The organism is Streptomyces sp. NPDC002643, assembly GCF_053592555.1.
The window spans coordinates 17,458-37,954 of the sequence record NZ_JBSFVY010000059.1; the positions used below are offsets into that span (position 1 = coordinate 17,458).

Below are 20,497 nucleotides of genomic sequence, written 5' to 3' on the forward strand. Positions count from 1 at the left end.
GCCCCGCTTCGGCTCGTGTGTAGTGGGCGTAACTCCTCATGATCAGGTCATGTGACACAGGCGTAACGGGCAATTCGTACGATCGGGCATGCCGGACAGCCGTTCGGCCGCTGAGCAGACTCCGGTCGGCCGCCGTACCAGACGACGACCGGAACACCACCAGACCCCAGCGGAACCGTACAGATCGCCGACAGAAGGGGGCCGCCCGTGGTCGCACAGGGCCCGCAGAGCACGACCTCCCAGGTGCGGACCGTGTGCTCGTACTGCGGAGTCGGCTGCGGGATGCTCCTGGACGTCGGGATGGGTCCCGACGGCCGGCGTACGGTCCTGAAGGCCACCGGTGACAAGTCTCACCCCGCGAACTTCGGTCGGCTGTGCACCAAGGGCGCGACCACGGCCGACATGCTGGCCGCGCCGGGCCGGCTGACCACCGCCCTCGTCCGCGACGACCGCGGCGACGAGCCGGTGCCCTCGCCCGTCTCCGCCGCGATCAGCGAGACCGCCCGGCGGCTGCGCGCGGTCATCGACGAGCACGGGCCCGACGCGTTCGCGTTCTATGTCTCCGGCCAGATGAGCCTCGAAGCGCAGTATCTGGCGAACAAGCTGGCCAAGGGCTTCATCCGCACCAACCAGATCGAGTCCAACTCCCGGCTGTGCATGGCCAGCGCCGGCACCGGCTACAAGCTCTCCCTCGGCGCCGACGGGCCGCCCGGCTCGTACGAGGATCTCGACAAGGCGGATGTCTTCCTCGTCATCGGCTCGAACATGGCCGACTGCCATCCCATTCTGTTCCTGCGGATGATGGACCGGGTCAAGGCGGGGGCGAAGCTGATCGTCGTCGATCCCAGGCGGACCACCACCGCCGATAAGGCCGATCTGTTTCTGCGGATTCGGCCGGGGACCGATCTGGCTCTGTTGAACGGGCTGCTTCATCTGCTGCATGTCGGTGGGTACACCGATGCCGACTTCATCTCCTCGTACACCGAGGGGTGGGAGGCGATGCCCGAGTTCCTCGCCGACTACACGCCGGACGCCGTCGCCGAGATCACCGGGATCGCGGCCGACGACATCCGCGAGGCCGCCCGGCTCATCGGTGAGGCCGGGGAGTGGACGAGCTGCTGGACCATGGGGCTCAATCAGTCCACCCACGGCACCTGGAACACCAACGCCCTGGTCAATCTGCATCTCGCGACGGGTGCGATCTGCCGTCCCGGCAGCGGCCCCTTCTCGCTCACCGGGCAGCCCAACGCCATGGGCGGGCGCGAGATGGGGTACATGGGGCCGGGGCTGCCGGGGCAGCGGTCGGTGCTGGTGGACGAGGAGCGGGCGTTCATCGAGGAGCTGTGGGGGCTGGCGCCCGAGACGCTGCGCAAGGACGGGGTCGGCAAGGGCACCGTCGAGATGTTCCAGAAGATGGCCGACGGGGAGATCAAGGCCTGCTGGATCATCTGCACCAACCCCGTCGCGTCCGTGGCCAACCGGAAGACCGTGATCGAGGGGCTGGAAGCCGCCGAGTTCGTCGTCACGCAGGACGTCTTCGTCGACACCGAGACCAACGCGTACGCCGATGTCGTCCTCCCCGGCGCGCTGTGGACCGAGTCCGAGGGCGTCCTCATCAACAGCGAGCGCAACCTCACCCTCGCCGCGCCCGCCGCCGACCCGCCCGGCGAGGCCATGGCCGACTGGCGGATCATCGCCGCCGTCGCCCGGGAGATGGGCTTCGAGAAGGGCTTCTCCTACGACAGCGCCGAGGAGATCTTCGAGGAGATCAAGCGGGCGTGGAACCCCAAGACCGGGTGGGATCTGCGGGGTGTGACGTACGAGCGGCTGCGGGGTACGCCGGTGCAGTGGCCGGCGGCCGAGGAAAACGGCCCGGCACGCAATCCGATCCGGTACCTGCCTACGAACGTTGTCGGGGGCTCCGACGGCGGTGGTGAGGACCGGGACGGGGGTCCGGTCTTCCCCACCGCCAGTGGGCGGGCCGTCTTCTTCGCCCGGCCGCACATTCCGGCGGCCGAGATGCCGGATGACGACTATCCGTTCGTGCTCAACACCGGGCGGTTGCAGCATCAGTGGCACACGCTGACGAAGACGGGGAAGGTTGCCAAGCTCAACAAGTTGAATCCCGGGCCGTTCGTGGAGGTGCATCCTCGGGATGCCGAGCGGTTGGAGGTCGTCGAGGGCGACTTCGTCGAGGTCGCCTCGCGGCGGGGGCGGGCCGTGTTGCCGGTGGTGGTGTCGGATCGGGTGATGGTGGGGTGTGTGTTCGCGCCGTTCCACTGGAACGATCTGTTCGGGGAGTATCTGAGCATCAACGCGGTGACGAGTGACGCGGTCGATCCGTTGTCGTTCCAGCCGGAGTTGAAGGTGTGTGCGGTGGGGTTGACCAAGGTTTCCTCGCCCCCGCCGCCCCTACCCGTCCCATCCCCAGGGGCGGCTGCCCCTGTGACCCCGCCTCTGGGGGCTGCGCCCCCAGACCCCCGCCTTCGCCCTTCGGGCTCGTCCTCAAACTCCCCCACTCTCGACTCCGCTCGAGCGGGGGGACCCCCACGACGGGCTGAAATGGTGCGGAGCGGCACCGGATCTGCGCCCCCTGCCGAAATGGCCTCGCCCGGCGCCGCCATGGCCGTGCTCGGACTCGAACCCGCTCCCCCTCCCGTGCTCTCCGCCCAGGAGCGGCAGTACCTCACCGGGTTTCTCGCCGGGCTCGGGACCCAGGTGGTCGGGGTGCCCGTGCTGCCGGTGGACGCGCCGTTCCGGCCCGAGCACGCGATGTGGGTGAACGGGGTGCTCGCGGGGATGTACTCGCGGGCCGCGGCCCCGGTGGGCGTGCCCGTCGCCGAGCCCCGGGTCGCCGGGCGTGAGGTCGTCGTGCTGTGGGCCTCGCAGACGGGGACGGCGGAGGACTTCGCCGGCGCCGCCGCCGAGCACCTCGGGGCGGCGGGGCATCGGGCGACGCTCGTCGGGATGGACGAGACCGACCCCGGTCAACTGCCGCGCGGCGCCGATCTGTTGCTGATCACCAGCACCTTCGGCGACGGCGACGCCCCCGACAACGGCTCCGGCTTCTGGGAGGCCCTCACCGGCGCCGAGGCCCCCCGCCTGGACGGCGTCCGCTATGCCGTACTGGCCTTCGGTGACTCCTCGTACGACGACTTCTGCGGCCATGGCCGACGGCTCGACGCCCGTCTCGACGAACTGGGCGCCATCCGGCTGGCCCCCCGCACGGACTGCGAGCCCGACTACGAGCCGGAGGCCGACGCCTGGCTCGGCAAGGTCATCGCGGCCCTCGGCACGGTCTCCGACACGGGAACAGGAACAGGGGCCGATACGGGTTCGGGGGGCGAACCTCAGTCCGCCCCTCCCGTGCTCTCCCCCGGCTCCGCGGGCGCGTCCGCTCCCCGTTCCGCCAAGCCCGCGCCCGCCAACGCCCGGCTCGTCGGGAATCGGCTGCTCAGTCTGCCGGGGGCGGGGAAGGAAGTGCGCCGGTTCACGTTCGACACGACGGGGACGGGGCTGTCGTACGAGGCGGGCGACGCGCTCGGGGTGCGGCCGGTCAACTCCCTCGATCTGGTGACGGAGTGGCTGGCGGTGACGGGGGTGGACGGCTCGACGCCCGTCAACGTCAGCGGTGTCGACGGCGGTGAACTGCCCTTTGCCGAGGCGTTGCACCGGCACCTCGACATCACCCGTATCACCCCGGACCTCCTCCGCTTCGTCTCCGAACGGACGCGGGACAACCGGGAGTTGAAGAAGCTGATGCGCCCGGACAACAAGGACGGGCTGGCGGCGTGGTCGTGGGGACGGCAGGCCGTGGACGTGGTGTCCGAGTTCGCCGTACGGGCCTCCGCGCAGGACTGGGCCGGGGTGTTCAAGCGGCTTCAGCCCCGGCTGTACTCCATCTCGTCGAGTCCGCTCGTCGACCCGAACCAGGTCTCGCTGACGGTCTCCGTCGTGCGGTACGAGAACCTGCGCGGCCGCCCGCGCGCCGGGGTCTGCTCGCCCTTCCTCGCGGACGGCGAGCCGGACATGGAGGTGCCGGTGTTCGTGCAGCGCTCGCCGCACTTCCGGCCGCCGGCGGACCCCGCGACGCCGATGATCATGGTCGGTCCCGGTACCGGGGTCGCCCCGTTCATCGGGTTCCTCCAGGAACGTCGGGCCCTCGGCCATCGGGCGCCCAACTGGCTGTTCTTCGGTGAACAGCACCGGGCCACCGACTTCTACTACGAGGAGGAGCTGACGGAGCTTCGGCACGCGGGCACGCTCAGCAGGCTGGACACCGCCTTCTCCCGCGACCAACGCGCCAAGGTCTATGTCCAGGACCGGATGCGCGAGCACGGCCCCGAGCTGTGGCACTGGCTCCAGGACGGCGCCCGCTTCTACGTCTGCGGCGACGCCGCCCGCATGGCGAAGGACGTCGACAACGCCCTCCGCGACATCGCGGCCACCCATGGCGGAATGACCGAGGCCGAGGCCGCCGCGTATGTGAAGCAACTGGCGAGCGAGAAGCGGTACGTGCGGGACGTGTACTGACCGCCGGGCACGTCCGGCCGGGGGTGGCGTACGACCGCCGCCCCCGGCCGGACGGCCCCGGCTTCGGCTCACCGCCTCCCGCCTCCCGCCTCCCGTAAAACGGCTTTGCCATCTCTTTACAACTCGCTCCCCGTCCGCCTCGTCTCTCCTCTCGATTCGCGACGCCGCCCGTCCGGTGATCCGGGCGGGCGGCCCTACGAGAGAGAGCGACTTCATGCGCCGAACTGTCCTCAGCGCGACGGCACTTGCCTGTACGGCCGTGGTGGCGAGCGCGCTGCCCGCGTTCGCCGACGGGGCGAGCCCGGTTCCCTCGCCCGTGTCCGCCTCCACGGCGCCCAGCCCGGTCCCGTCCCCCGTCGAGGCCACCGAGGCCCCGGCCGACAGCGAGCCGTCCGCCGTACCGACCGAGGCACCGGCCGACAGCGAGCCGTCCCCGGTCCCGAGTCAGGTCTCCGTCGTCCCGAGCGGCGCCCCCGACACGGGTGCCGCCTCGGCGTCGAAGGACTCCGGCAGCGGTGGTGTGATCGCCGGTGCGGGCGCCGCCGCGCTGCTGCTGGGCGGCGCCGGCGTCCTCGTCGTCCGGCGCCGGCGGGCCGACCGGGCATGACCTCGCTCTCCAGGCGCGCGTTCGCCGTGGCCGCGACGTCCTCGCTGCTCGTCGGCTGCGGCGGCCGGTCCGACCGGGGCGCATCCGGGGCCGCCAGCACGTCCGGGGCCGCCACCATGGGCGGCACCGAATCCGACTCCGGCTCGGGATCAGGCTCGGACTCGGACTCGGACTCGGACTCGGACTCGGGATCAGGCTCGGGCTCGGGCTCGGGTGCCAACTCCGTGCACCCGGTGGGGCGTTCGGTGCCGGTCGGGCTGCGGATACCGGCGATCGGCGTCGACACCCCGGTCATCCGGCTGAGCCTGGCCCGGGACGGAACCGTCGAGGTGCCGCCGATCACCGCGCACGACCGGGCGGGCTGGTACGAGCACTCGCCGACGCCGGGGCAGACCGGTCCATCGGTGCTCCTCGGCCATGTCACCGTCGGCCCCTACGGCGACGGCGTCTTCCGCCGGCTCGCGGAGCTGCGGCGGGGCGAACGGGTCGAGGCACGCCTGGAGAACGGTACGAGCGCGGTGTTCGCCGTCGACCACGTCCGTACGGTCGCCAAGGCCGACTTCCCGGCCGAGGCAGTCTACGGCGACGTGGACCGCCCGGAGTTGCGGCTGATCACCTGCGGCGGTCCGCGCAGCGGCGACGAGTACCGCGACAACGTGATCGTCTTCGCCACGCTCGCATCGGCGGGCGACGCGACCACCGGCTCGGCGAGCGGTTCGCCGAGCCGGTGACCGAACCTCTGGCCGCGCCCCGGCATCTGACAAGCCGTCCGGGCCCGGACGGTCGTGTCACCGACAGCCCCGGCAGTCCGGGCAGTCCCGGCGGCCCCACGACAGCACGACCATGGAGAGCGTTGAAACGGTCCCGTGAGAAGGCCGCGTCCGAACTGTTCGCCGCCCTCTATCCACGCCTGGCCGGCTGGTGCCGCCGTCTGGTCGACGACGACGAGACGGCGCACGAGATCGCGTCGGAGGCGTTCACGCGGCTCTGGGCCCGCTGGACGGCCGTGGCCGAACCGCACGGCTTCCTCTACGTCACCGCGGCGAATCTCGTACGGGACCACTGGCGCAAACTCGAACGCGAGCGCAAGGCCGTGCACCGGGTCACCAACGAGGCCGCGGTCCGGCCGGCCGGTGAGACGGCCGACCCCTCGATCCGGCTGCTCGTGCAGTCCCTGCCGGAACGGCTGCGCGTGCCGATTCTGCTGCACTACTACGCTGACATGCCGATCCGGGACGTGTCCGTACTGACCGGACGCAAGGAAGGAACCGTCAAGGCCGACCTCCACGCGGCCCGCGAACTGCTCCGCGCCCACCTGAGGAGAAGCCTTGATCACACGCCTTGACGACGACCCGGAATTCGAGGCCGACGGCCCGGGAAGCAGGCGCAACGGGCCGGGGGACACGGGCAACGGGCCGGGGGCCAAGGGCAACTGGCCAGGGCCCGGGGGACACGGGCCGAGGAGCGGGGACAACAGCCCGGAGGCCGGGGGCGACTGGCCAGGCGCCGGGAGCCACGGGCCGGGGGCCGGGGGCGACTGGCCAGAGACCGACGCCGACGATCCGTTGAGCGTGGTCCTGCGGCCCCCCGCCACCCTTCTCGGGCCGCCGCCCGGTCGCTATGAGGCGGTTCGCCGTGGTGCCGCCCGGCGGCGGCTGCTGCGTACCGCTGCCGGTGCCGGTGCCGTGTGCGCGGTGGCCGCCCTCGTCGCGCTGCCGGTGTACCTCTCCACGAGGACCGGGACCCCGGCACCCCCGCTCGCCCCACCCCCGGCGGTCAGCCCCTCACCGACGCCCACGGCCCCTCAGTCGCCGTCGCCGGTCCCGTCCCGGCCCCCGACCTCCGGCCCTGCGTCCCCTTCCGCCGTCCCCACCGAACAGCCCCCGGCGACCGAACAAAGCCAGGCCACCGGTACGCCCCCCTCGGACACCTCTCCGGTCCCTTCCGCGGTCCTTTCCACTCCCTCGGAGCCCTCGGACTTCGTCGGGTCGTCGCCGACCGCCCCCACGCCCCAAGCCCCCTGACCTCCGTCGGCCACCGCTGCCGGACCGCGCCGCTCCCCGCGCTCTTGCCCGTCCTCACGCTCCCCAGTGCAATGGGACCGATCGGGCGGTCCGTTTCCGGCGAACTGGTTCTGGAGGAGACGTGGTTGTGGCTGCCGAGCTCGTACGGCGCGGTGCGGTGCACCACTCAGCACGAACGGCTGTGATCTTCGAAGACCGTTCCCTTACGTTCGCCGAGGTGGACGAGGCGGCCAACCGCTTCGCGAACGTCCTGCTGGGTGCCGGGATGGCGAAGGGCGACCACCTCGGCATGCTGATGGACAACAACCTGTGGTCGATGTCCCTCGACTTCGCGTGTCTGAAGGCCGGCCTCGTCCGGGTGCCGCTGAACTCCCGTCTCTCGGTGGCCGAACACCGCCGGATGCTGGAGGGGACGGGAACGTCCTGGCTTCTGCACCAGAGCGAACTGGGCGCGGCGGCCGAGGAGTTGGCCGCGAGCGTGCCCGGCATCCGCACCGTGGGCCTCGGCTGCCCGGGAGTGGCCGACGGGATCGACCTCCTGGCCGAGGCGGACACGGCGGACCCCACCGATCCCCGGCTGCCGCTGAGCGAGTCCGACACGATGCTCCTGCTGCACACCTCGGGCACCACGGGGGTACTGAAGGCCGCCACGCACACCCAGGGCTCGTACGCCGCCGTCGCCGCGAACATCCTCGCGAACTTCCTGTCGCCCGGACCCGACTCGGTCATGCTGCACGGTGCCTCGCTCATCCATGCGAGCGGCACCTTCGTCCTGCCGTACTGGCTCCGGGGCGGTGTCTCCGTCGTCCTGCCCAGGTTCGAGCCCCGAGGGTATCTGGAGGCGATCGCCCGCCACCGGGTCACCGAGGTCAACCTGGTGCCGACGATGCTCGGCATGCTCTTCGCCGGCGACGACATCGAGCACGCCGACGTCTCGTCGCTGCGCACGGTCGTCTACGGGGCGAGCCCCATGCCCCGGCCCCTGATCGAGCGCGCCATCGCCGCCTGGGGACCGATCTTCAAGCAGTACTACGGCCAGACCGAGGTCCCGCTCGCCATCACGGCCCTCGACGAGGCGGACCATCTCGACCCGGCGCTCGCCGGTTCCTGCGGCCGGCCCTCGGTCGACATGGACGTCCGCGTGGCCGACGACAAGGGGCACGCGGTGAGCCGGGGCGAGATCGGCGAGGTGCAGGTGAGGTCGCCCAGCCAGATGGCCGGTTACTTCCGGGCGCCGGAGCTGAACGCCGAGATGATCACCGAGGACGGCTGGGTCCGCACCCGTGACATGGCCCATGTCGACGAACGGGGCTACTACTTCCTCGTCGACCGACGCGGCGACATGATCGTCACGGGTGGCTACAACGTCTACCCGAGGGAGGTCGAGGACGCCGTCGCCGCGCATCCGGCGGTCGCCGAGTGCGCCGTCGTCGGGGCTCCGGACCCGCTCTGGGTCGAGGCCGTGACGGCGTTCGTGAGCCTGCGGCCGGGCCACTCCGCCACAGCGGACGAGATCAAGCGGTCGGTGCGCGCCCGACTCGCCGGCTACAAGGTTCCCAAACGCGTCGAGTTCATCGAAACCCTGCCGAAGTCCCCGGTCGGCAAGATCCTCCGCAGAGCGCTGCGCGAACCGCTGTGGCGGGAGCAGACCTGACGGACGGCGTACGAGTCGATCCGGGTGGACGCCCGCACCCACGTGCGTCAAACCGTCAGGGCACGGCCCTGGCCCGTACGTCCGGCGGCTGTGCCGGGCTTCGCTGTGGTGCCGTGCGCAGGGCGAGGACCATGGTCAGGCCGCCGCCGGGGGTGTCCTCGGCGGTGAGCGTGCCGCCGATGGCCTCGGTGAAGCCGCGCGCGACGGCGAGGCCGAGGCCGACGCCGGCGCCGCGCGGGGAGTCGCCGTGGCGCTGGAAGGGTTCGAAGATGCGGTCCTTGGCGTCGTCGGGGACGCCGGGCCCGCGGTCGACGACCCGTACCTCGACCCGGTCGGCGAGGGCACTCGCGGCCACCAGGACCTTCTCTCCGGGCGGGCTGTACTTGACGGCGTTCTCGACGACGTTGGCGACGGCCCGCTCCAGCAGGCCCCGGTCGACGTGGACCATGGGCAGGGTCTCGGGGATGTCGAGGTCCACACCGTCCTCGGGGACGCCGCCGAGCGCCCTGGGGACCACCTCGTCGAGGTCGGTCTCGCGGATGATCGGGGTGACGGTGCCCGTCTGGAGGCGGGACATGTCGAGGAGGTTGCCGACCAGTTGGTCCAGCCGGTCGGCGCCGTCCTCGATGGCCGCCAGCAGTTCCGCGTGGTCCGCCTCGGACCATTCGACGTCGTCGGAGCGCAGCGAGGACACGGACGCCTTGATGCCGGCGAGGGGCGTACGGAGGTCATGGCTGACGGCGGCGAGCAGCGCGGTGCGGATGCGGTTGCCCTCGGCCAACTCCTTGGCGCGGTCGGCCTCGTGCTGCAGCCGCTGACGGTCGAGGACGACGGCGGCCTGCGCGGCGAACGCGGCGAGGACCCGGCGGTCGGCGGCGGGCAGCACCCGGCCGCGCAGCGACAGGGCCATGTGGTCGCCGACCGGTACGTCGACGTCCGCCTCCTCCGGTGCCCCGGCGGGCCGGTGCCCCACGCTTCCGGCACAGGTCCAGGGGTCCGTCTCCCCGGTTCGCTCCAGCAGGGCCGCGGACTCCATGCCGAAGGTCTCGCGGACGCGTTCCAGCAGGGCCTCCAGGCTGGTCTCGCCGCGCAGGACGTTCCCGGCGAGGAGGGAGAGGATCTCGGACTCTGCGCGCAGCCGGGCCGCCTGGTGGGTGCGGCGGGCCGCGAGGTCCACCACCGACGCCACGGACACGGCGACGCCGACGAAGATCGCGATGGCGACGATGTTCTCGGGGTCGGCGATGGTGAGGGTGTGCACGGGCGGGGTGAAGAACCAGTTGAGCAGCAGGGAGCCCACCACGGCGGAGGCCAGGGCCGGATACAGCCCGCCGAGGAGGGCCGCCGCCACCGTCAGGGTCAGGAACAGCAGCATGTCGTTGGCGAGGCCGACGTCCAGGGTGACGCCGGTGAGGAGCCGGGTGAGCAGGACGGGGCCGAGCACACCGACGAGCCAGCCCCAGATGACCCGTGACCGGCCCAGCCGGGCGCCCTGGGCCACCGGCAGTCCCCGGCCCTTGCCCGCCTCGTCATGGGTGATGAGGTGGACGTCGAGGTCGGGCCCGGACTCGCGGGCGACCGTGGCACCCACGCCGGGCCCGAACACGTACTGCCAGCTCCTGCGGCGGGAGACGCCGAGGACGATCTGGGTGGCGTTGACACCCCGTGCGAAGTCGAGCAGGGCGACCGGGATGTCGTCTCCGACGACCTGGTGGAAGCTTCCGCCGAGATCCTCCACGAGGGTGCGCTGGACGGCGAGTTCCTTGGGTGAGGCGGCGGTGAGGCCGTCGCTGCGGGAGATGTAGAGGGCGAGGACCTCGCCGCCGGCGCCCTTCTCGGCGAGCCGCGCCGCCCTGCGTATGAGCGTGCGCCCCTCGGGGCCACCGGTCAGACCGACGACGATCCGCTCGCGCGAGCCCCAGATCGTCGACACCCGGTGCTCGCTGCGGTACTCGTTCAGATACGCGTCGACCCGGTCGGCCACCCACAGCAGCGCCAACTCCCTCAGCGCGGTGAGGTTTCCGGGCCGGAAGTAGTTGGAGAGGGCCGCGTCGACCTTGTCGGGCTTGTAGATGTTGCCGTGCGCCATGCGGCGGCGCAGCGCCTGGGGGGACATGTCGACCAACTCGATCTGGTCGGCCCGGCGTACGACCTCGTCGGGGACCGTCTCCCGCTGTCGTACCCCCGTGATCGACTCGACCACGTCGCCCAGGGACTCCAGGTGCTGGATGTTCACGGTCGATATCACGTCGATGCCGGCGGCGAGCAGTTCCTCGACGTCCTGCCAGCGTTTGTCGTTGCGGGAGCCGGGGACGTTGGTGTGCGCGAGTTCGTCTACCAGGGCGACCTGGGGCCGGCGCGCCAGGACGGCGTCCACATCCATCTCGGTGAAGACGCCGTCCCGGTACCCCAGTTCCCGGCGCGGGATCTGTTCCAGGCCGTGCAGCATCACCTCGGTGCGCGGCCGGTGGTGGTGTTCCACGAAGGCCACCACGCAGTCGGTGCCCCGCTCGATACGTCGGTGCGCCTCGGAGAGCATGGCGTAGGTCTTGCCGACGCCGGGTGCCGCACCGAGGTAGATCCGGAGCTTGCCGCGTGCCATGTGGTCCCTCGTCATCCCTCGGTCGGGCTTCGGTCAGGGCCCGGTCAGGGCTCGAAGCGATAGCCCATGCCGGGCTCGGTGATCAGATAGCGGGGGTGCGAGGGGTCCTTCTCCAGTTTGCGGCGCAGCTGGGCCATGTAGACGCGCAGGTAGTTGGTCTTGTTGCTCTGCGAGACGCCCCAGACCTCCTGGAGTAGATGCTTCTGGCTGATCAGCCGGCCGGGGCTGGTGACCAGGATCTCCAGCAGATGCCACTCGGTCGGCGTCAGCCGTATGTCCCGTCCGTCCCGGACGGCCTTCTTGGCGAGCAGGTCGATGCCGAAGTCCTCGGTCTCGACCAGGGTCGTCTCGGGGGCGAGCACGGTGTCCTCGGTGCGGCGGACGGCGGCCCGCAGCCGGGCCAGCAGTTCGTCCATGCTGAACGGCTTGGTGATGTAGTCGTCGGCGCCCGCGTCCAGCGCGGCGACCTTCTCGTCGGACGCCTGCCGGGCGGAGAGCACCAGGACCGGTACGCGGCTCCAGCCGCGCAGGCCCTTGAGGACGTCGACGCCGTCCATGTCGGGCAGACCGAGGTCGAGAAGGACGACGTCGGGCTGACGGGCGGCGGCCAGCCGTAGGGCCGTCGTCCCGTCCGGGGCGGCGTCGACGCCGTAGTGACGTGCCTGCAGGTTGATGACGAGGGCCCGTACGAGCTGCGGGTCGTCCTCCACCACGAGCACCGAGGTCATGAGTGTGTGCCTCTCCTGTCGTACGCCGGGCCACCGGGCCGCCGTGCCGCCGTCAGCTCTTCGCCACGAGGGCCTTGAGGGCGATGTTGAGTTCGAGGACGTTCACGCGCGGTTCGCCGATGAAGCCGAGGGTGCGGCCCTCGGTGCGCTCGTCGACCAGCTTCTGGACCTCGGCGACGGGCAGACCGTTCTTCTCGGCGACCCGGTGGACCTGGAGGTCCGCGTAGGCCGGGGAGATGTCCGGGTCCAGGCCGGAGGCGGAGGAGGTGACCGCGTCGGCGGGGACGTCGGACGGCTCGACCGTGTGACCGGGGACGGAGTTGTCCCTGACGACGGCGGCCTTGGCGTCCTTGACCCACTGGATGAGTTCCGCGTTGTCACCGGACCGGTTGGTCGCGCCCGACAGTATGAGCTTGTACTGCGTGTTGACGCTGTTGGCGCCCAGCCCGTTCTGCGGACGGCCCTGGAACCACTTCAGATCGGGCTCCGGGGTCTCCTGGCCCTTCTTCAGCGGCAGGTTGTACGCCTGCCCGATCAGGGACGAGCCGACGACCTTGCCGTTCGAGGTGATCTCGGAGCCGTTGGCCCTGTCGTGGAACAGGCCCTGGGCGACGCCGGTGATCACCAGGGGGTAGACGACTCCCGTCACCAGGGTCAGTACGAGCAGGGCGCGCAGGCCCGCGCCGAGCAACCGGGCGGTGTTCGTCAGCGAGTTGTTCATGGTCGTTCACCACGCTTTCAATGAGTTACAGCCCGGGGATGAGGGAGATGAGCAGGTCGATGAGCTTGATGCCGATGAACGGGGCGATCAGTCCGCCGAGTCCGTAGACGGTGAGGTTGCGGCGGAGCATCCGGTCGGCGCTGACCGGCCGGTAGCGCACGCCCTTCAGGGAGAGCGGCACCAGCGCGATGATGATCAGCGCGTTGAAGATCACGGCGGAGAGGATCGCGGAGTCGGGTGAGGCCAGGCCCATGATGTTGAGCTTGTCCAGGCCCGGATAGACGGCCGCGAACAGCGCCGGAATGATCGCGAAGTACTTGGCGACGTCGTTGGCGATGGAGAACGTGGTCAACGCGCCCCGGGTGATGAGGAGTTGCTTGCCGATCTCGACGATCTCGATGAGCTTGGTCGGGTTGGAGTCGAGATCGACCATGTTGCCGGCCTCCTTCGCGGCCGACGTGCCGGTGTTCATCGCCACGCCCACGTCCGCCTGGGCGAGCGCCGGCGCGTCGTTGGTGCCGTCACCGGTCATCGCGACGAGCTTGCCGCCCGCCTGCTCCCGCTTGATCAGGGCCATCTTGTCCTCGGGCGTGGCCTCGGCGAGGAAGTCGTCGACGCCCGCCTCCTCGGCGATCGCCTTCGCGGTCAGCGGGTTGTCACCCGTGATCATGACGGTCTTGATGCCCATACGGCGCAGTTCCTCGAACCGCTCCCGCATACCGTCCTTGACGACGTCCTTGAGGTGGATGACGCCCAACACCCGTGCGCCTTCGGAGTCTTCGACGGCGACGAGCAGGGGGGTGCCGCCCGCCTCGGAGATCCGGTCGGTCAACTCGCCGGCGTCCGGGGCGACTTCCCCGCCCCGCTCCTGCACCCAGGCGATGACCGAACCGGCCGCGCCCTTGCGGACCTTGCGCCCGTCGACATCGACGCCCGACATCCGGGTCTGCGCGGTGAACGCGATCCACTCGGCCCCGCCCAGCTCGCCCTGCTGCCGCTCCCGCAGCCCGTACTTCTCCTTCGCCAGTACGACGATGGAGCGGCCCTCGGGTGTCTCGTCGGCCAGCGACGACAACTGGGCGGCGTCCGCGACCTGCGCCTCGGTCGTCCCGCGCACCGGCACGAACTCGGCGGCCTGACGGTTGCCGAGGGTGATGGTGCCGGTCTTGTCCAGCAACAGCGTCGAAACGTCACCCGCGGCCTCGACGGCCCGCCCCGACATGGCGAGGACGTTGCGCTGGACCAGGCGGTCCATGCCCGCGATGCCGATGGCGGAGAGCAGGGCGCCGATGGTGGTCGGGATCAGACAGACCAGCAGCGCCACCAGCACGACCATCGTCAGATGCGTGCCCGCGTAGTCCGCGAACGGAGGCAGGGTCGCCACCGCGAGCAGGAACACGATGGTCAGGGACGCCAGCAGGATGTTGAGGGCGACCTCGTTGGGCGTCTTCTGGCGGGCCGCGCCCTCGACGAGGTTGATCATCCGGTCGATGAAGGTCTCGCCCGGCTTCGTCGTGATCTTGATGACGATGCGGTCGGAGAGGACCTTGGTCCCGCCGGTGACGGCGCTGCGGTCGCCGCCGGACTCCCGGATGACCGGCGCCGACTCACCCGTGATCGCCGACTCGTCGACGGAGGCGACGCCTTCGACGACGTCTCCGTCGCCGGGGATGATGTCGCCGGCCTCGCAGACGACCAGGTCACCGATCCTCAACTCGGTGCCGGGAACGCGCTCCTCGGCGCCGTCCTCGGTGAGCCGCCGGGCCACGGTGTCGGTCTTGGCCTTGCGCAGGGTGTCGGCCTGCGCCTTGCCCCGCCCCTCGGCGACCGCCTCCGCGAGGTTGGCGAAGACGACGGTCAGCCACAGCCAGGCACTGATGGTCCAGCCGAACCAGTCGCCCGGGTCCTTGAAGGAGAACACCGTGGTCAGGACGGAGCCGATCCACACCACGAACATCACCGGCGACTTGATCATCACCCGGGGATCGAGCTTGCGGAAGGCGTCCGGCAGGGACTTCACCAGCTGCCTGGGGTCGAAGAGGCCCGCGCCGACACGTCCTTCGGCGGGCTTGTGCCCGGTGGGCGCGTCCTGATGGGGCGCCAGGGTGGGAGTGGACATGGAGTCCCGCTTCTCTATGTCGGTCTTCTCTACGTCGGTCTTCTCTACGTCGGTTGTCATGACGCCAGCCCCTCGGCCAGCGGGCCCAGCGCGAGCGCGGGGAAGTACGTCAGACCGGTGATGATCAGGATCGCCCCCACCAACAGGCCCGTGAACAGCGGCTTCTCGGTGCGCAGCGTGCCCGCCGTGACCGGCACCGGCTTCTGCTCGGCCAGCGAACCAGCCAGCGCCAGCACGAACACCATCGGCACGAACCGGCCCAGCAGCATCGCGACACCGAGGGTGGTGTTGAACCACTGCGTGTCCGCGTTCAGCCCGGCGAAGGCCGACCCGTTGTTGTTGGAGGCGGAGGTGTAGGCGTAGAGGATCTCGGAGAATCCGTGCGCCCCGGAGTTGGTCATGGAGTGGGCCGGGGTCGGCAGGGCCATCGCGAACGCGGTGAAGACGAGCACCAGGGCGGGGGTGACGAGGATGTAGCAGGCAGCCAGCTTGATCTCGCGGGTGCCGATCTTCTTGCCCAGGTACTCGGGGGTGCGGCCGACCATCAGACCGGCGATGAACACCGCGATGACCGCCATGATCAGCATGCCGTAGAGGCCGGAGCCGACACCGCCGGGCGCGATCTCGCCCAGCATCATGCCGAGCATGGTGATGCCGCCGCCGAGGCCGGTGAAGGAGGAGTGGAAGGAGTCCACCGCGCCGGTCGAGGTCAGTGTCGTCGACACCGCGAAGATCGACGAGGCGCCGACCCCGAAGCGGACCTCCTTGCCCTCGTAGGCCCCGCCGGCGATCTCGAACGCCGGGCCGTGGTGGGTGAATTCGGTCCACATCATCAGGGCCACGAAACCGACCCAGATGGTGGCCATCGTCGCCAGGATCGCGTACCCCTGCTTCACGCTGCCGACCATCACACCGAAGGTGCGGGTCAGCGAGAACGGGATCACCAGCAGCAGGAAGATCTCGAAGAGGTTGGTGAACGGCGTCGGGTTCTCGAACGGGTGGGCGGAGTTGGCGTTGAAGATGCCCCCGCCGTTGGTGCCGAACTCCTTGATGGCCTCGGTGGAGGCCACGGCCCCGCCGTTCCACTGCTGCGAACCGCCCATGAACTGACCGACCTCATGGATGCCGGAGAAATTCTGGATCGCACCGCACGCGACGAGCACGACGGCCGCGATCGCGGCGCCCGGCAGCAGGATGCGGGTGACGCCCCGCACCAGGTCGGCCCAGAAGTTGCCCAGCTCCCCCGTCCGCGACCGGGCGAAGCCACGGACCAGCGCCACGGCGACGGCGATGCCGACGGCCGCCGAGACGAAGTTCTGCACGGCGAGCCCGGCGACCTGTACGACATGGCCCATGGACTGTTCGCCGTAGTACGACTGCCAGTTGGTGTTGGTCACGAACGAGGCAGCGGTGTTGAACGCCTGGTCCGGGTCGATCGAGGAGAAGCCCAGCGAGCCGGGCAGCACGCCCTGGAGCCGCTGGAGGGCGTAGAGGAAGAGGACACCGACCACGGAGAAGGCGAGGACACCGCGCAGATAGGCGGGCCAGCGCATCTCGGTGGCGGGGTCGGCGCCGATGCCCCGGTAGATCCATCGCTCGACGCGCCAGTGCTTGTCGGAGGAGTAGACCTTGGCCATGTAGGTGCCGAGGGGGACGTAGGCGAGCGCGAGTGCGCCCATGAGGGCGAGCAGTTGGAGCACGCCGGCGAGTACGGGCCCCGTGCCCCCCGCTGCGGCAGCGGCTGATGTCATCTCAGAACCTCTCCGGGAAGATCAGGGCGAGGACGAGATAACCCAGCAGGGCGACGGCCACGACCAGGCCGACGACGTTCTCGGCGGTCACAGCTTCGTCACCCCTTTGGCGACGAGGGCGACGAGCGCGAAAGCCGCGATCGTGGTGACGACGAAGGCCAGATCGGCCATCGCGAACTCCTGGAGTGAGGTTCGGTGAACACGGACGATTAGAGGAAAGCGCCCTCGTGGCCGAATCGGACCGCTCGTTGACGGCTCCCTTACGGCGGCCCCCACAGCTTTGACGGAACCCTGACGGCTCCTGATCCTTCGGGCGGCGCACAGCAGCCGGCCGGCGCCTCCCACGCGGCCCGCCGAGCCCTTGCTCACACCCCGTGACCGGGCGGAAACCTCGTGGAGGGTTCCACCCGGCCGCCGCGTACCGCCGTCTACCGCCGCGTACCGGAGCCTTCGGTGTGCTGACCTCCTCGCTCCGTGTGTCCGTCGACACACCCCGGCGCTCTTAACGGAGTCTTGACGCCCCAGGACCCCTCTTCCCATGGGCCCTGACGTCACTCTCTGCTTACGCTGTTCCCGCCGTCCGCGTGATGGCCGAAACCCACGCAGAGCAGTCCACCTGGAGCACGCCGATGGCCACCACCGAACGCCCACCGCACCGTCTGCGGGCCTGGATGCTGGAGGGCCTGTCCGACATGGGCAAGGCCGGGAAGGCGGCACGGACGGCACCGTCGGCGCCGTCGGCACCGGAGGCCGAGCAGGAGCCGTCCTCCGATCTCGCCCACAAGGGCCAGCCCTGGTGGCGGGTGATGTGCCTGACCGGTGTCGACTACTTCTCCACCCTCGGCTACCAGCCGGGCATCGCCGCTCTCGCGGCCGGTCTCCTCTCTCCCGTCGCGACCATCGTCCTGGTGATCGTCACCCTCGCCGGCGCGCTGCCCGTCTACCGGCGCGTGGCCGAGGAGAGCCCGCACGGCCAGGGCTCGATCGCCATGCTGGAGCGGCTGCTGACCTTCTGGAAGGGCAAGCTCTTCGTCCTGACCCTGCTGGGCTTCGCGGCGACCGACTTCCTGATCACCATCACCCTCTCCGCCGCCGACGCCTCCACCCACCTCGTGGAGAACCCGCATCTGAACAGCGCGCTGCACGACCAGCAGATGCTGATCACGATGGTGCTGATCGCCCTGCTCGGCGCGGTGTTCCTCAAGGGCTTCCTGGAGGCCATCGGCGTCGCGGTCGCGCTGGTCGGCGTCTATCTCGCCCTGAACGCCGTCGTGGTGGTCGTCGGCCTCTGGCATGTGATCACGGAGGGGCATGTGATCACCGACTGGTCGTCGGCCCTGACCGCCGAGCACGGAAACGTCTTCGTCATGATCGGCGTGGCGCTCATCGTCTTTCCGAAGCTGGCCCTCGGCCTCTCCGGCTTCGAGACCGGCGTGGCGGTGATGCCCCACGTCCAGGGCGACCCGGGCGAGACCGAGGAGAACCCGCGCGGCCGTATCCGCGGCACGAAGAAACTCCTGACGGCCGCAGCGGTGATCATGAGCGTCTTCCTGATCACCACGAGCTTCATCACCACCCTCCTCATCCCCGAGAAGGAGTTCGAGGAGGGCGGCAGCGCCAACGGCCGCGCCCTCGCCTATCTCGCCCACGACTATCTGGGCAACGCCTTCGGCACGGTCTACGACGTCTCCACGATCCTGATCCTCTGGTTCGCCGGCGCCTCCGCCATGGCCGGTCTGCTGAACCTGATGCCGCGCTATCTGCCCCGCTACGGCATGGCCCCGCACTGGGCCCGCGCCGTGCGCCCCATGGTCATCGTGTTCACCCTGGTCGGCTTCCTGGTCACCTGGATCTTCGACGCGGACGTGGACGCCCAGGGCGGGGCGTACGCGACGGGTGTCCTGGTGCTGATCAGTTCGGCGGCGATCGCGGTGACCATCGCCGCGCGCAAGGCCGGCCAGCGCAACTGGACCATCGCCTTCGGTGTCATCATCTCGGCCGTCTTCCTCTACACGACGGTCCTCAACGTCATCGAGCGTCCCGACGGTGTGAAGATCGGCGCCTGCTTCATCGCCGCGATCATCCTCGTCTCGCTGCTGTCCCGTCTCGCCCGCGCTTTCGAGCCACGTGTCACCCATGTCGAACTGGATGCCATGGCGGAACGATTCGTCAGGGATATGGCCCATCGCAAGATCCGCTTCATCGCCAATGAGCCGGACAACCGGGACATCGCCGAGTACCGCGACAAGATCGAGCAGATCCGCGCCGACAACGAGGTCCCCACGGCGGAGGACTTCGTGTTCGTCGAGGTCACGGTCACCGATCCCTCGGAGTTCGAGTCGGGTCTGACGGTCCGGGGCGAGGTCATGCACGACCGCTTCAGGGTCCTCACCCTGGAGTCCTCCTCGGTCTCCAACTCCCTGGCCGCCTTCCTGCTGCACGTACGCGACACCACCGACCGCATCCCGCACATCTACTTCGAGTGGACCGAGGGCAACCCCTTCGCCAACTTCCTCCGCTTCTTCCTCTTCGGCCAGGGCGAGGTCGCCCCGGTCACCAGAGAGGTCCTCAGAGAGGCCGAGCCGGACCGGTCACGGCGGCCGAGGGTGCACGTGGGGTGAGACGAGCGAGCGCGGACCTGTCGCGGACGTGAGATCACCGAGCCCCGGCTGTGCGGGCTGCTGGCGTTGCTGGCGCAGGAGCCGCGCACCGGCTGCAGCACGGGGCGGCTGGTGGAGGGGCTGTGGCCGGACGCGCTGCCGGAACGGCCGGGCAAGGCCGTGCAGATCCTGGTGTCACGGCTCAGGGGGCAGTTGGGCGCCGATCTGGTCGTGAACACGCCGACGGGGTACCGGCTGGCGCTGGACGAGACGCGTATCGACAGTTCCGCCCTGCTGCTGCACGAGGCGGCGAGCGCCGAGCGGGCCAGGGCGGGGGATCACGCGGGGTCCTTGGCCGAGGCCGAGGCGGTCCGTGCCCTCTGGGACGGGAGCATGGACTCCGGAACGGGCGAGGACCTGCGCGATCCGGTGGTGGCCCTGCGCACCGCCCGCGTCCCGGCGCACAGCGCGCTCTTCCGTTCCCGAGCACTCGCCCTCGCCCGGCTGGGCCGACGGGAGGAGGCGGCGGTCACGAGCGGAATGCCGGGGACCAGGCAGGCGATGCGGTCGGCCCGGTCGGCGGTACCGCCGTTGATGCCGGCGCGGTTCGCGTCGCTGCCGTCGCCGGGGATCTGCGGGGTGAGCCGCCTCTCGGCGAGTTGGCCGGCCTCCTCCAGGTACTGAGTGGTGAGGAAACCCGCACGTCAGACCCCTACGGCCGACTACCGGGCGGACCGGCCCCCTCATAAGTGGTAGTCACCTAACAATTACCTGGTAGCGTGCGGAGCGCCTCACACGACCACGCGATGGGCGGGACGAAGATGACGCACACGCCGGAGTTACCGCTGGAGATGCGGCGGAGCGGGTTCGGTCCGGTCGAGGAGCTGGCCCGGGTCAGGGACCGCGAGGGCGTGCTGGCGACGCGGACGCCGTTCGGCGGGACCGCGTATCTGGTCTGCCGCTACAAGGACGTACGCGAGGTGCTGTCGGACCCGGAGCGATTCAGCTCCGCCCGCGTCCTGTCCGACGCGGGCGGTGAGCAGGACGCGCAGGCCCGGGCCAGGATGCTGGCGGGGATGCTGCCCGCGTTCGACCCGCCGGAGCACACGCGCCTGCGGCGGCTGCTCATGCCGGAGTTCACCGTGCGCCGGATGCGCG

General features: G+C 70.3%; 12 protein-coding genes and 2 pseudogenes. 8 read left to right on the top strand and 6 right to left on the bottom strand.

The genetic code is table 11. The annotated features are described in order from the left end of the window. The first annotated feature begins 207 nt into the window (after nt 1-207). The 5 genes from ACWD4G_RS43980 (at nt 208) to ACWD4G_RS44000 (ending at nt 8,818) form a co-directional block, all read left to right on the top strand. Complete coding sequence (locus tag ACWD4G_RS43980) at nt 208-4,533, top strand: molybdopterin-dependent oxidoreductase (RefSeq protein ID WP_451304072.1); 4,326 nt, start codon at nt 208-210, stop codon at nt 4,531-4,533. A gap of 214 nt (nt 4,534-4,747) precedes the next feature. Continuing rightward, on the top strand, nt 4,748-5,140 hold the full coding sequence (locus ACWD4G_RS43985) for a sortase-dependent protein (protein WP_451304074.1): 393 nt from the start codon (nt 4,748-4,750) through the stop codon (nt 5,138-5,140). Next, a complete protein-coding gene (locus ACWD4G_RS43990) occupies nt 5,137-5,871 on the top strand; it encodes a class F sortase (protein ID WP_451304076.1) in 735 nt (244 codons plus the stop codon). The genes ACWD4G_RS43985 and ACWD4G_RS43990 overlap by 4 nt, the downstream gene beginning before the upstream one ends. A 122-nt stretch (nt 5,872-5,993) precedes the next feature. After that, on the top strand, nt 5,994-6,485 hold the full coding sequence (locus tag ACWD4G_RS43995; protein ID WP_451304078.1) for an RNA polymerase sigma factor: 492 nt from the start codon (nt 5,994-5,996) through the stop codon (nt 6,483-6,485). A gap of 806 nt (nt 6,486-7,291) precedes the next feature. Next, nucleotides 7,292-8,818: an AMP-binding protein gene (locus ACWD4G_RS44000; protein ID WP_451304080.1), complete on the top strand. Its 1,527-nt coding sequence runs from the start codon at nt 7,292-7,294 to the stop codon at nt 8,816-8,818. Between the two features lie 55 nt (nt 8,819-8,873). Here ACWD4G_RS44000 and ACWD4G_RS44005 read toward each other — a convergent pair whose 3' ends face one another. The 6 genes from ACWD4G_RS44005 to kdpF are packed head-to-tail and all read right to left on the bottom strand — an operon-like array spanning nt 8,874 to nt 16,830. Next, nucleotides 8,874-11,420, bottom strand: coding sequence for a DUF4118 domain-containing protein (locus tag ACWD4G_RS44005; RefSeq protein ID WP_451304082.1), 2,547 nt, complete (start codon nt 11,418-11,420; stop codon nt 8,874-8,876). Nucleotides 11,421-11,464: 44 nt separating this feature from the next. Further along, complete coding sequence (locus tag ACWD4G_RS44010) at nt 11,465-12,148, bottom strand: response regulator (protein WP_451304084.1); 684 nt, start codon at nt 12,146-12,148, stop codon at nt 11,465-11,467. Between the two features lie 52 nt (nt 12,149-12,200). After that, nucleotides 12,201-12,869 carry a potassium-transporting ATPase subunit C gene (locus ACWD4G_RS44015; RefSeq protein ID WP_451304086.1) on the bottom strand — a complete coding sequence of 223 codons (669 nt, stop codon included), beginning with the start codon at nt 12,867-12,869 and terminating at the stop codon, nt 12,201-12,203. 25 nt (nt 12,870-12,894) lie between these two features. Further along, nucleotides 12,895-15,048, bottom strand: a complete 2,154-nt coding sequence (gene kdpB / locus ACWD4G_RS44020; RefSeq protein ID WP_451304088.1) for a potassium-transporting ATPase subunit KdpB — start codon at nt 15,046-15,048, stop codon at nt 12,895-12,897. Further along, complete coding sequence (gene kdpA / locus ACWD4G_RS44025; RefSeq protein ID WP_451304090.1) at nt 15,045-16,739, bottom strand: potassium-transporting ATPase subunit KdpA; 1,695 nt, start codon at nt 16,737-16,739, stop codon at nt 15,045-15,047. Before kdpA ends, kdpB begins: the two co-directional genes overlap by 4 nt. A 1-nt stretch (nt 16,740) precedes the next feature. Then, nucleotides 16,741-16,830, bottom strand: a complete 90-nt coding sequence (gene kdpF, locus ACWD4G_RS44030) for a K(+)-transporting ATPase subunit F (protein ID WP_009326374.1) — start codon at nt 16,828-16,830, stop codon at nt 16,741-16,743. A 538-nt stretch (nt 16,831-17,368) separates the two neighbouring features. Here kdpF and ACWD4G_RS44035 point away from each other — a divergent pair. The 3 genes and pseudogenes from ACWD4G_RS44035 to ACWD4G_RS44045 form a co-directional block, all read left to right on the top strand. Then, the gene (locus ACWD4G_RS44035; RefSeq protein WP_451304092.1) at nt 17,369-19,360 is read left to right on the top strand and encodes an amino acid transporter; all 1,992 of its coding nucleotides are present in this window, start codon (nt 17,369-17,371) and stop codon (nt 19,358-19,360) included. A gap of 33 nt (nt 19,361-19,393) precedes the next feature. Beyond that, nucleotides 19,394-19,867, top strand: a pseudogene (locus ACWD4G_RS44040) (AfsR/SARP family transcriptional regulator); the annotation flags it as partial. Between the two features lie 278 nt (nt 19,868-20,145). Then, nucleotides 20,146-20,497 (top strand): annotated as a pseudogene (locus ACWD4G_RS44045) (cytochrome P450); the annotation flags it as partial.